Raw genomic sequence first — 12483 nt, forward strand, 5'->3', positions numbered from 1 at the left:
GCGCTGGAGCCACAGCGTTGCAAATCAACGAGCAACGGTGGTTATGGGTCCCGGCTTTCGCCGGGACGACGGCTTTACTCAGCACGCCCCGTCCCGTCATTCAGCCAGCACGCGACCTGATGCCCCGCGCCCGCCGTCTGTAACGCCGGCCGTTCCGTCTTGCAGCGATCGATCGCGTAGCGGCAGCGGGTGTGGAAGGCGCAGCCGGGCGGTGGGTTGATCGGGCTTGGCACGTCGCCGTCGATCAGCGGCGCGGCGCGTTTGGCCTTGGGATCGGCGATCGGCACCGAGGCGAGCAGGGCCTGCGTATAAGGGTGCCGCGGATTGGCGAACAACTCGTGCTTGTCGGCGATCTCGACGATGCGCCCAAGATACATCACGGCGACGCGGTGGCTGATATGGGCGACAACGGCGAGATCATGCGCGATGAACAAATAGGAAAAGTTCTGCTTGCGTTGCAGGTCGATCAAGAGATTGATCACTTGCGCCTGGATCGAGACGTCGAGCGCAGAGACCGGTTCGTCGCAGACGATCAACCGCGGCCCGAGCGACAGCGCCCGCGCGATGCAGATGCGCTGGCGCTGGCCGCCGGAGAACTGGTGCGGGAAGTTCTTCATCTGGTCGGCGCGCAAGCCGACCTGCTGGAACAGCTCCGCGACCCGCTCCTGCTTCTTCGTCCCACTCGCCAGTCCATGCACGGTCAGAGGCTCGCCGACGATGTCGCCGGCCGTCATGCGTGGGTTGAGCGAGGCGAACGGGTCCTGGAACACAATCTGCATCGAGCGGCGGTAAGGCCGCAGTGCGGTCTTGCTCAGCGGCGCGATGTCCTCGCCGTCGAGCCGGATCGCGCCGCTGGTCGGCTCGACCAGCCGCAGCACGGTGCGCGCCACCGTCGACTTGCCGCAGCCGGACTCGCCGACCAGGCCGAGCGTCTCGCCGGCGCCGAGCGCAAAGCTGACGCCGTCGACCGCATGCACGGTGCCGACCTGTCGGCGCAGCACGCCGCCGCGCACCGCGTAGTGCTTGACCAGATCGGTGACTTCGAGGAGCGGGCGCTGTTCGGTCACGACGCCTCCGCCATCTCGCCGGCGCGCCAGCATGCGGCCCAGTGATTGCGTTTGACCTCGTCGAGCGGCGGATACTCCTGGCGACAGCGCTCGACCGCGAGCTTGCAGCGCGGCGCGAAGGCGCAGCCGGGCGGCAGCTTGGTCAGCGACGGCACCATGCCGGGGATTTCGACCAGCCGCACGTCGGTTTTGGCGCCGGGGGAGGGCACTGCCGGGATCGAGGCCATCAGGCCACGTGTGTAGGGATGTAGCGGCGTCTCGAACAGCTCTTCGACCGTCGCCTCCTCGACCTTCTTGCCGGCATACATCACGATCACGCGCTGCGCGGTCTGCGCCACGACGCCGAGATCGTGGGTGATCAGGATCAGCCCGGTGCCGAGCCGTTGCTGCAAATCGACGATCAGCGCCAGGATCTGGGCCTGAATGGTGACGTCGAGCGCGGTGGTCGGCTCATCTGCGATCAACAGCGCCGGCCTGCATGCCAGCGCCATCGCGATCATGGCGCGCTGGCGCATGCCGCCGGAGAGCTGATGCGGATACTCGTGGGCGCGGCGCTCCGGTTCTGGAATGCGCACCAGCCGCAGCATGTCGACGGCCTGCTTCCAGGCCTCCCTGCTGCTCACCTTCTGATGCAACCGGACGGCCTCGATGATCTGGTCGCCGATCCGCATCACCGGATTGAGCGAGGTCATCGGCTCCTGGAAGATCATCGAGATGCGGTTGCCCCTGATGGCGCGCATCGCGGCATCGTCGAGCTTCAGCAGGTCGGTGCCTTCGAGCGTGACTGAGCCGCCGACGATGCGGCCGGGCGGATCGGGCACCAGGCGCATGATCGACAGCGCGCTGACGCTCTTGCCGCAGCCGGATTCACCGACGATCGCCAGGGTCTCGCCGCGGCGAACCGTGAACGAGACGTCGTCGACCGCGCGGAACAGGCCGGAATTGGTGAAGAACACCGTTTGCAGGTTCTTCACGTCGAGAACCGTCTCTGCCGGAAGTGCCTCGCTCATCAGCCGCGCTGCCTCGGATCGAGGATGTCGCGCAGCGCGTCGCCGAACAGGTTGGTGCCGAACACCGCGAGGCTGATCGCGATGCCCGGGAAGATCACCAGCCAGGGTGCGGTGCGGACATATTCGGCGGCGGATTCAGACAGCATGCGGCCCCAGGACGGATAGGGCTCGGGAATGCCGAGGCCGAGGAAGGACAGCGACGCCTCGGTCAGGATGGTCGAGCCGAGCTGTGCGGTGGCCAGCACGATCAGCGGCGCGATGGTGTTCGGCAGTACGTGGCGCAGCGCGATCCGCGTCTCGCTCATGCCGATCGACTTGGCGGCCTCGACGAACGGCTGCTCGCGCAACGCCAGCGTGTTGGCGCGGATCACGCGGGCAACGGTCGGGATCAGGGGAATGGCGATCGCGAGGATCACGTTCGGCAGCGAGGGGCCGAGTGCCGCGGTCATGACCAGCGCGAGCACCAGCAGCGGCAACGATTGCAGGATGTCGGTCACCCGCTGGAACACGAGGTCGACCCAGCCGGAGAGATAGCCGGAGGCGAGACCGACGATGACGCCGAGCGTGGCGCCCAGCGTCGTGGAGCCGATGCCGACCGCAAGCGAGATCCGCGCGCCGTGGATGATGCGGCTCCAGACATCGCGACCGAACGAATCGGTGCCGAACCAGTGCAGCGCCGATGGCGCGGCCAGCCGGTGCGCGGAATCGACGCTGAGCGGATCGTAACGGCAGATCAGGTCGGCTGATATCGCGGTCAGCACGAACAGCAGCATGATGATCAGGCCGATGGTGCCGAGCACATGGCGCTGCGCGAGGAACGCCAGCCGTCCCCAGCCGCCGGTGGCGTTGGCCCCGGCGCGTCGCAATTCGCTGTCGAAATTGATCGTCGCCATGATCTCTCTTTAGTTGAGCATGATCTTGTCGGAACACCCGCCACCACTTCTCCGGATCATGTTCTAGTCTCCGAATCTGATGCGCGGATCGATCGCCGCATAGAGCATGTCGACGATGAAATTCACGACCACCACGACGACGGCGATCAGCATCACGAGGTTCTGCACGATTGGATAGTCGCGCCAGCGCAGCGCCTCGACCAGGAAGCGGGCGATGCCGGGGATGTTGAACACGGTCTCGGTCACGATCAGTCCACCGATCAGGAACGCGGCCTCGATGCCGATCACGGTGATGACCGGCAGCACCGCGTTCTTCAGTGCGTGGTGATAGTTCACCGAGGCCTCAGAAGCGCCCTTGGCACGCGCGGTGCGGATATAGTCCTGGCGCAGGATCTCCAGCATCGAGGAGCGGGTGATGCGCATGGTCAGCGCCGCGCTGCGGAAGCCGACCGCCATCGCCGGCACCGCATAGATGCTGAACGCCTCGAGCCAGGTCTTCGGGTTCGGATTGAAGATCGGCATGGTCCCGAACAGCGAGACCGAGGCCATCAGGATCAACAGGCCGAGCCAGAACGACGGCAGCGACAGGCCGCTGAGGCTGACGACCCGCAGCGCATAATCGAGCTTCGAGCCCTGGTGCACGGCGCTGATCACGCCGAGCGGGATGCCGATCGAGGCGGAGAACAATAGCGCCAGGCCCGCGAGCCGTGCGGTGATCGGGATCCGCGGCAAGATCTCCTCCAGCGCCGGCTTCTCCGAGACGTAGGAATAGCCGAGATCGCCGTGCAGCAGGCCGCCGATCCAGTGCAGATACTGGATCGCGATCGGCTGGCTGAGGCCGAGTTCGCGCTCCAGATTGGCCTTGTCGGCGGGATCGACGAAGCCCGCGGCGTCGAACAGGATGTCGACGATGTTGCCGGGAACGACGCGCAGCAGCACGAAGATGATGACCGAGATCCCGAACAGGGTCACGAGCATCAGGAACAGCCGCCGCACGATATAGGCAAACACCCTGGCTCTCTCCCTGATCTCTCGCCCGTGTCTTATTTATCCAGCCAGACGTCTTCGTAGCGATAGCCGTTATAGGAGCTGTTGGACATGATCGTGACATTCTTCACGTAAGGCTTCCAGCAGGTGCCGGTGCGGGCATGGAAGATGATCGGACGGGCGACATCCTCCTGTAGCTTCTTGTCGATCTCCCAGACCAGCTTCTTGCGCTTCTCGACATCGGTCTCTTCCGACTGCTGGTCGAACAGCTTCTCGATGTCCTTGTTGCAATAATTGGTGTAGTTCCGCTCGGAGCCGCAGGCGTAATTCTCGTAGAACGACTGGTCAGGCTCGTCGACGGCATTGCCGGTGAGGTTGAGGCCGAGCGAATAATCCTTGCGTGCGATCTTCGGGAACCATTGCGCGGTGTCGACGACGTCGAGCTCGGCGTCGATATAGATGCTCTTGATCTGGTCGATCAGGATGATGGCGGGATCGCGATAGACGGCGATGTTACGGGTCGACACCTTGATCTGCAGATGCTTGTCCGGGCCATAGCCCGCCTTCTGCATCAGCTTGCGGGCTTCCTCGCGGTTCTTCTCGATGTCGGGGCCGTAGCCCGGGATCTGCTCCAGCATGTCCTTGGGCATCGCCCACAGCCCGGCGGGTGCCGGCTCCATGGTGCCGCCGATGTCGCCCTGGCCTTCGAACATGATCTGGATGAACGCCTTGCGATCGAGCGCGAGTGCCAGCGCCCGGCGGATGTCGAGATTGTCGAACGGCGGCGCGGTCGAATTGATGATGATGTTGGTGGAGACGTTGTTCGGTTCCACAACGCAGACCGCTGTCGGGTCCTGCGACTTGACGTCCTTCAGCAGCGGGATCGAGACTTCGGTCGGGAACGTCATGTCGAACTTGCCGGAGACGAAGCCGAGGATCGCGGTCGAGCGGTTCGGGATGATGGTGAACTCGATGCCGTCGAGATAGGGCAGGCCCTTCTTGAAGTAATCGGGGTTCTTGGTGAGCTTGATCGATTCGTTGGCCTTGAACTCGACCAACTTGAACGGGCCGGTGCCGACGGGCTTGGTGCGCATTTCCGCCGGCGAGACGTGGCAGGGATAGACCGGCGAGTAGCCCGAGGCCAGTAGAGACAGCAGCGCCGGCTGCGGCCGCTTCAGCTTGAACGACGCCTCATAGTCGCCGCTGGTCGTGACCTCGTTGACCTGGTCGTACCAGGACTTGCGCGGGTTCTGCCGGAACTTCTGCGGCGACTTGCCCATCAGCATGTCGAAGGTGCATTTGACGTCGGCCGAGGTGAACGGCTTGCCGTCGTGCCATTTCACGTCCTTGCGCAGCTTGAAGGTCAGCGTCTTGTTGTCGCCGCTCCAGGCCCAGCTCTCCGCAAGCTCGGGCCGGATCGTGCTCGTGCTGTTCTGCGCGACGTGCTGATCGAAGATGACGAGATTGTTGAAGATCGGCATGAACGGAATGTTCACCGAATAGGTCGAGCCCTCGTGGATCGAGGCGCTGCCGGGACTGTCGCGGTGATAGATCCTGAAAATGCCGCCGGATTTCGGCTCGGCTGCGTGTGACGCGTCGTTGACAGTCAGCACAGACAACACCGCAACGGCCAGCGCTTGCACGCTCCGCATGGTCCCCTCCCACATTCCGGTCTCAATGGCCGATTGGCATCGACGATACCACGGTGAGGCGATCGGGCAACCGGCGCGGGTCGTGCGCGGATTGGCAATTCGGATGACGTGAGGGCGTTAAAACGTACATACTGACCGTGATGGCGTGGAACTCGCCCGGTTTTGCTATGTAATGATCGATCTGCGTTCGATTTCGAATGTCGACGTCGAGATGCGCGGTGAGAGCGCCCCGCAATCAGCGACAGTTTGTCGCCGACGTTTCGCACAACGGCTTGTCCCGTCATCCAGAGGTGCGAGCCTTGCGGCGCAATTGCGCCGCTGGGCGAACCTCGAAGGATGCACGGCCACCGGCCAGGCCGTTCATCCTTCGCCGCTCCACGGCTCCTCAGGATGACGGTGAGATAGCATCACCTCACTCCGCCGCCTGCGGCGAGGGCAGGTGCATGGTCGCGACGCCATCGGCATCGGTCGCCGAGATGGTGGTGCGGATCATCAGGCGGCCCTCATGCGCCGGCCAAGGGCGGCCGCGATGCATGGTGGCGCGGTTGTCCCACATCACGACGTCGCCCTGCTTCCACTGATGCAGATAGCTGACGCCGGGCGCGGTCGCCGCCTCGGTCAACTGCTCGATCAGGACCTTGCCGGCATCGGCATCCATGCCCTCGACGCCATAGGCGTGGGAGGCGAGATACAGCGCGCCACGGCCGTTGACCGGATTGCGCCACACCATGCGCCAGCATACCGGCGGCAGCGCGTCGGTTTCTTCCGTTGTCGCAAGCCCGGCCGCCACCTTGCTGCGCGAGTGCGCATAGGAGTGCCAGGCGAACGAGTTCTCCAGCCGCTTCGCCACGTCCTTGTCGAGCCGCTCGAAGGCAAGCCGCATCGAGACGAATTCGGTCTCGCCGCCATGCTCCGGGATGATGCGCGCGGACAGGATAGAGGTCAGCGCCGGCACGCGCTTGAAGGAGGAGTCGGTGTGCCAGAGCTGGTTGGCCTTGGCGCGCAGCTGTTGCCGATGGTCCGATGGAACCACCTTGCCGTCGGGTCCGAAGGTCGAGAGGATCACGAAATGCGATCCGGTGCCCATCGAGCCAACCTTGGTCGTCTCGGGCGGACCGAAGCGGCGCGAGAAGGCGAGCTGGATGTCGTCGCTGACCTCCTGGCCGCGCAACACCAGCACCGAATGCTCCTCGAACGCCGCGCGCACTGCCGCATAGGCCGCATCGCTGGCGGCGACGTCTGACAACGTGACGCCGCGCAATTCGGCACCGAAGCCGTCGCGCAGTGGGATCACTTCCATCGGCAAGTCCTCCCTTGTTCTTTCTTGTCGTTGCGAGCTTACGGCAGGGCTGCAAGCGCGACAAATTCGTCGTGCGCGGAGCAGGTGCGCGTCAGCTTCACACGATCCGTGAGGTCTTGTTGCCCCAATAGCGGTCGCGCAGCAGGCGCTTGTAGAGTTTTCCGGTCGGCAGCCGCGGCAGCTCGGCCTCGAAATCCACCGAGCGCGGCACCTTCTGGCGCGACAGTGAGCCTGCGCAGAACGCAATCAACTCGTCGGCGAGCTCCGGCCCCGGCGCGATTCCCTCGGCCGGCTGCACCACCGCTTTCACCTCCTCGCCGAGATCGACATTGGGCACGCCGAACACCGCGGCGTCGGCAACCTTGGGATGGGTGATCAGCAAATTCTCACATTCCTGCGGATAGATGTTCACGCCGCCGGAGATGATCATGAAGGTGGCGCGGTCGGTAAGATAGAGGAAGTTGTCGTCGTCGACATAGCCGACGTCGCCGACCGTGCTCATGCTGCCGTCGGCCGAGCGCGCTTCGCTGGTCTTGGCGGGATCGTTGAAATATTCGAATGGCGATCCGGTCTTGAACCACACGGTGCCGGGCGTGCCCTTGGGGCAGGGCTGCATGTTCTCGTCCAGGATATGCAGGTCGCCGAGCAAGACCCTGCCGACGGTGCCGCGATGTGCGAGCCATTCCTCGCTGTTGCAGGCGGTGAAGCCGAGGCCTTCGGTCGCGCCGTAATATTCGTGGATGATCGGTCCCCACCATTTGATCATGTCGTCCTTGACCAGCGCCGGGCAGGGCGCGGCGGCATGAACGGCGATCTCGAGCGTCGACAGATCGTAGCGGGTGCGAACCTGTTCGGGCAGCTTCAGCATGCGCGAGAACATGGTCGGCACCAGCTGGCTGTGGGTGATGCCCCATTGCTCGACCAGCTGGAGATAGCGCTCGGGATCGAAGCTCTCCATGATCACAACGGTGCCGCCCATCCGGATGGTGAGATTGACCGCGGCCTGCGGCGCCGAGTGATAGAGCGGCGCCGGCGACAGATAGACCATGCCCTCGCGGTAGTGCCACAGCTTGGTCAGGAAATCGAACAGCGGCAGGTTCTGCGACGGCGGCTGCTCCGGCAGCGGCCGCACGATGCCCTTGGGCCGGCCCGTGGTGCCGGACGAATACAGCATCGCGGTGCCGGCATATTCGTCCGCGATCGGCGTTGCCGGCAAGCCCGCGGTCACCTGTTGCAGCCCGACGATCCGCTCGCTCTCGCTGTCGCCGTCGACCACGATGCAGACTTCGACCTGCGGACACTCCTTCAGCGCCTCGTGAGCGATCTCGAGCTTCAGCTTCGAGGTGATCAGGATCCGCGACTGGCTGTTGGTCAGGATGTAGGCGAGCTCGCCGGCCGTGAGGTAGGAATTGACGCAGGTGTAATAGAGTCCCGCACGTTCGCCGGCGCCGCAGGCTTCGAGGTAGCGGTTGTTGTTCTCCATGAAGATCGAATAATGATCGAGCCGCTTCATGCCGCGGTTGCGGAACAGATGCGCGAGGCGGTTGTTGCGCGCCTCGAGCTCGCGATAGGTGACGATCTCGCCGGTCCCGGCCATGATGAAAGCGGGTTGCAGCGGACGCAGGTAAGCATGCTTGCCGGTGTACATCGAACTCCATTCCCCCTCTTCGCGGCTGGTTCTTGTTCTAGGCCGCCATCAGCAGAATCTCGCGCACCTGGGACGGGCCGTCGATCTTGCGTGGATTGCGCGGCACCCAGGGCGTGCGCATCGCGCCTGCCGCGACGCGATCGAAATGTTCGGGGCCGACCTGCACCTCCTTGAGGCTGCGCGGCATGCCGAGGTCGCGGATGAAGCCGTCGAGCACATCACCGGCGTCCTCGCCCGGATGCCCCATCGCGGCCGCGACCAGCGCCTGCCGGTCGGCATTGTCGCGCTTGTTCCAGCGCATCACCGCGGGCAGCATCACGCACGAGGTGTAGCCATGCGGCACGTCGAACTCGGCGCCGAGCACGTAGCCGATGCCGTGGCTGGCGCCCATCGGCACACCGGAGGCGAGCGGGCCGGTCGAGAGCCAGGTGCCGATCTGGCAATCCATCCGTGCCGAAATGTCCTTCGGGTCCGCCTTCACCCGCGGCAGGCCGGCCGCCAGCATCTCTAGTCCCTTCAGTGCCTGCGCGTCGCCGTAAGGATGCGCCTCGCGCGAGCAGATGCCCTCGACGCAATGATCGACGGCGCGGATGCCGGTCGACAGGAACAGCCAGTCCGGCGTGTGCACCGACAATTCCGGATCGAGGATGGTGGCGCGCGGCATCACCAGCGGATGGCGCAGCATCTCCTTCTGCCGCTTGGCCTCGTTGGTGACGCCGGCGATCGAGGAGAACTCGCCACCGGCGATGGTGGTCGGCACGCTGATCTGGCGCACGACTGGCGGCCTCATCTCGGGTATGACCCCGCCATGGGTGCGGATCGTGTCGATGCCGTCTGATGTCGTGACGTTGTTGGCGAGGCAGAGCTGCACCGCCTTGGCGCCGTCGGTGATCGAGCCGCCGCCGATCGTGACGATCAGGTCGGCCTGCGCGTCACGCGCCTGTTCCGTCGCGGCGATGACCGCCGCGCGCGGCGTATGCGCCGGCATCCGGTCGAAGGTGCCGACGCAGCGCGAGCCGAGCGCCTGGCGGACCTTTTCGATCTCGTCGGTCTCGCGGTTCAGCGTGCCGGAGACCATCAAAAAGGCGCGCTGCGCGCCAAGCCGGTCCAGTTGCTCGACGATGGCCTCACGGGCGGCCCGCCCGAACACGACCTCGTCCATGGCGCCAAATACGACACGGCCTCGATGCACGTGGCTTTCCTCCCTCAATGCCGTCCGCCTTGCCGGCGGCCCCTTTGCGGAGAGGTTAGCGGAGGAAATCGGGGCCGTCATCAGGGTCCTCGGGCTGCGTATTCGACGGCGCCGCACCCATCACTGTCGGCCTGGTGTTCGCCAGGACCATTGCGGAGATCTGGCGTCGTGCGTTGGTCATGAATCCACACCCTCGCGGCGCCATGCGTCCGAGTCTTGCGTTTAGTTGCCCTGCTGCGCTCGCGTCATCCCGTCGCGTGGCCGGGTGCGGCGTGCTACAGCTTTGCGGTCAACAGGGGCACCGCATGACATCCACCGTCGATCTGGCGAAACTGCATATCGATGATTTCACGCCGCACCAGGATGCCGTGTTCGAGATGCAGGCGGCGGATCGCGTCGTGGCCCTGAAGCTCGTCAAGGTCGAGCTTGCGGGCAACAGCGGCCGGGCGGGCGGCGCGTTCTCGCTGCTGTTCGCGGGACCGAACGGGCAATGGCTGCCGCAGGCGACCTATCCGGTACGGCACCCGGCGCTGGGCATGATCGACATCTTCCTGGTGCCGATCGGCCCGCTCGAAGACGGCAACGGCTATCAGGCGATCTTCACCTGATGGCCTGAGGCGCCTGCCGCGCGCCACCGCATCAGGTCGTAGACGCCCTTATCCTCCTCGGCGATGAAGCCGAGCCTGTGGTACAGCCGGATCGCCGGATTGAATTTCTCGACATGGATCGACACCGCCTTGCCGGCCGCGGCCGCCTCGTCGAGCAGGTCGCGCATCAGCGCGCCGCCGAGACCCGATCCGCGATGCTCCGGCAGCAAGGCGATATCGATGACGCAATGCTCGCTCGGCCAGCGGTCGACGTAGAGCCGTCCGATATCCGCTCCGTCGCGCATCGCCACCAGCCAGTCGGCGGTCGGATAGTATTGCTGGTAATGCGCGTGCTGCGCCTTGAACTGCATCGCCAGGAAAGCGGCCTTCTGCTCCGCGCTCCACGGCGTCAGCGCCAGCTCCTCGGCGCGGGTCGAGGCATAGAGCCGCTCGAGGAAAGGCAGATCGGCATCATTGATGCGGCGGAAGCGCAAGCCGGTCTCCGCGGCGCGGATCCAGCCGAAGGCCGAGAGCGCCGGATCGCTGTGCGATCTATCTGCCATGACCGGGTCAACCGCGCTGCGGGAAGATGCCCTGCAACGCGATGCAGAAATTCAGGGTGAGGTAGGGCATCAGATTGTTGTGGGGCCGGTTGCCGCCGGTCGGCCCGATCGAACTCGCCGCCGAGAACGGCGAAATATTGGTCAGCGTCCCGGTATAGGCCTGACCTGGATTGGCCCGCGCCAGCGATCGCACCGGGCTCGGAGCTGCGAGGTTGGCTGGATTGATGTTGCCCTGGATCGCATGGTTGTGCTGCGGCATTTCAGTTGGCAGCAGCGTCACCGTCGTGGTGCCGCCGGTCTGCCCGATGTCGTAAATGGTGCCGGTAGAGCCTTGCCCCTGTTGCATCGGCGAACTGCCTTGCATGTTGGGCAGCCCGAAAGTGCTCTTGCCGTTGCCGCCATAAATCGTGCCGAGCAGCGAGAACAGCGCAGTGTTCTGCGAGATCGGCATCAACTGGCCGTCGCAGAACGCCCATCCCCTCGGCGCAAAATTGAACGGGAAGATGCGAATCTCGGCCACGAATGGATCAGACATGGTCCCGTCCTAGCTTTGACTTGGATAAACGCCGAACAGCGCAATGATGAAGTTGATGCAAAGGTACGGCTGCATGTTGTCATGCGGCTGGTTGCCGCCGACCAGCGAGCACGCCTGGTTCGCCATCGCCGACGCGGCCGGGACCTCGCGGTAGATCTGCGTCGCGCCCACGCTGCCCACGACGTTGCCGGTCACCGTGTTGCTGGTCGCGTTGTTCTGGGAGGCCGCCATCGGGTGGGAGTGGACGGGCAGTTGCTGGGTGATCAGCGTCACCTGCTCGCTACCCCCGATCAGCCCGATCGGATAATTGCCGGTCTGGTGCAACGGCAGCCGGCCCTGGAGATTTGGCAAGGCGAATGTGGTCTGGCCGTTGCCGCCATAGGTCGTTCCGATCAGATTGTACAAGGTGTCGTATTGCGAGATCGGCAGGACCTGTCCCTGGCATAGCATCCAGTTGAGCGGCGCAAAATTGCCGGCGAACATGCGGATCTCGCCGATATAGGGCTGGCTCATGGCGGGCGTCCCTCAGTTCTGGGTGGGAAAGATGCCCTGCAATGCAATGCAGAAGCTGACCGCGAGATAGGGCTGCATGTTTTCGTGGGCCTGCGAGCCTCCGGCATTGCCGACGGTGCTCGGGTCGAGCGTCGTCAGATTGTTGGCGGCGGTGTAGAGATTGGCCGACGTCGCCATCAGGTTGCCGGTGACCGCGGGATTGTCGGCGTTGTTGGTCGTCCCCTGAAATACATGCGGGTGCTGCGGCATCTCGGCGATCGACAACGTGTGCGACGCCTCACCGCCGGTCTGGCCCAACGCGAAGCCCGAGCCCATATGGACCGGCACCTTTCCTTGCAGATTGGGCAGCGCAAAGGTCGTCATGCCGTTGCCGCCATAGGTCGTGCCGAGCAGCGAGAACAGAGCCTGGTTCTGATTGATCGGCATCGTCTGGCCGTTGCAAAACGCCCAGCCTTTCGGCGGGAAGCTGAACGACACCATCTTGATTTCCGAGAGAAACGGTTCGGACATCGATCCTCCGTCAGACTGGTCGTGCT

At 64.5% G+C, this 12483-nt stretch carries 13 protein-coding genes; 1 reads left to right on the top strand and 12 read right to left on the bottom strand.

Annotated features, from left to right (window positions below):
• Nucleotides 1–74: 74 nt before the first annotated feature.
• The 8 genes from CWS35_RS08890 to CWS35_RS08925 form a co-directional block, all read right to left on the bottom strand.
• Nucleotides 75–1067, bottom strand: a complete 993-nt coding sequence (locus CWS35_RS08890; protein ID WP_024578729.1) for an ABC transporter ATP-binding protein — start codon at nucleotides 1065–1067, stop codon at nucleotides 75–77.
• Nucleotides 1064–2077, bottom strand: a complete 1014-nt coding sequence (locus CWS35_RS08895) for an ABC transporter ATP-binding protein (RefSeq protein ID WP_100951670.1) — start codon at nucleotides 2075–2077, stop codon at nucleotides 1064–1066. The genes CWS35_RS08890 and CWS35_RS08895 overlap by 4 nt, the downstream gene beginning before the upstream one ends.
• The gene (locus tag CWS35_RS08900) at nucleotides 2077–2970 is read right to left on the bottom strand and encodes an ABC transporter permease (RefSeq protein ID WP_024578731.1); all 894 of its coding nucleotides are present in this window, start codon (nucleotides 2968–2970) and stop codon (nucleotides 2077–2079) included. Before CWS35_RS08900 ends, CWS35_RS08895 begins: the two co-directional genes overlap by 1 nt.
• 63 nt (nucleotides 2971–3033) lie before the next feature.
• A complete protein-coding gene (locus tag CWS35_RS08905) occupies nucleotides 3034–3981 on the bottom strand; it encodes an ABC transporter permease (protein WP_024578732.1) in 948 nt (315 codons plus the stop codon).
• 32 nt (nucleotides 3982–4013) lie between these two features.
• Nucleotides 4014–5609 carry an ABC transporter substrate-binding protein gene (locus tag CWS35_RS08910; RefSeq protein WP_100951671.1) on the bottom strand — a complete coding sequence of 532 codons (1596 nt, stop codon included), beginning with the start codon at nucleotides 5607–5609 and terminating at the stop codon, nucleotides 4014–4016.
• Between the two features lie 412 nt (nucleotides 5610–6021).
• Nucleotides 6022–6909: a TauD/TfdA family dioxygenase gene (locus CWS35_RS08915; RefSeq protein WP_024578734.1), complete on the bottom strand. Its 888-nt coding sequence runs from the start codon at nucleotides 6907–6909 to the stop codon at nucleotides 6022–6024.
• 97 nt (nucleotides 6910–7006) lie between these two features.
• Nucleotides 7007–8557 carry an AMP-binding protein gene (locus CWS35_RS08920; protein ID WP_100951672.1) on the bottom strand — a complete coding sequence of 517 codons (1551 nt, stop codon included), beginning with the start codon at nucleotides 8555–8557 and terminating at the stop codon, nucleotides 7007–7009.
• Nucleotides 8558–8594: 37 nt separating this feature from the next.
• Nucleotides 8595–9749: an iron-containing alcohol dehydrogenase gene (locus CWS35_RS08925; protein WP_168226286.1), complete on the bottom strand. Its 1155-nt coding sequence runs from the start codon at nucleotides 9747–9749 to the stop codon at nucleotides 8595–8597.
• Between the two features lie 305 nt (nucleotides 9750–10054).
• Between CWS35_RS08925 and CWS35_RS08930 the strand changes: the two genes are divergently transcribed.
• Nucleotides 10055–10357 carry a hypothetical protein gene (locus CWS35_RS08930; RefSeq protein ID WP_024578737.1) on the top strand — a complete coding sequence of 101 codons (303 nt, stop codon included), beginning with the start codon at nucleotides 10055–10057 and terminating at the stop codon, nucleotides 10355–10357.
• Here the strand turns inward: CWS35_RS08930 and CWS35_RS08935 are convergent.
• From CWS35_RS08935 to CWS35_RS08950, 4 genes are read right to left on the bottom strand one after another with little or no spacing between them, the layout of a single operon-like run.
• Complete coding sequence (locus tag CWS35_RS08935) at nucleotides 10339–10899, bottom strand: GNAT family N-acetyltransferase (protein WP_100951674.1); 561 nt, start codon at nucleotides 10897–10899, stop codon at nucleotides 10339–10341. The two genes, CWS35_RS08930 and CWS35_RS08935, sit on opposite strands and share 19 nt — an antisense overlap.
• Before the next feature lie 7 nt (nucleotides 10900–10906).
• Nucleotides 10907–11434: a phage tail protein gene (locus tag CWS35_RS08940; RefSeq protein ID WP_100951675.1), complete on the bottom strand. Its 528-nt coding sequence runs from the start codon at nucleotides 11432–11434 to the stop codon at nucleotides 10907–10909.
• Between the two features lie 9 nt (nucleotides 11435–11443).
• Complete coding sequence (locus tag CWS35_RS08945; protein WP_024578740.1) at nucleotides 11444–11947, bottom strand: phage tail protein; 504 nt, start codon at nucleotides 11945–11947, stop codon at nucleotides 11444–11446.
• A 12-nt stretch (nucleotides 11948–11959) separates the two neighbouring features.
• A complete protein-coding gene (locus tag CWS35_RS08950; RefSeq protein ID WP_168226287.1) occupies nucleotides 11960–12457 on the bottom strand; it encodes a phage tail protein in 498 nt (165 codons plus the stop codon).
• Nucleotides 12458–12483 lie beyond the last annotated feature (26 nt).

Origin of the sequence: Bradyrhizobium sp. SK17 (genome assembly GCF_002831585.1) — a bacterium.
GTDB lineage: Bacteria > Pseudomonadota > Alphaproteobacteria > Rhizobiales > Xanthobacteraceae > Bradyrhizobium.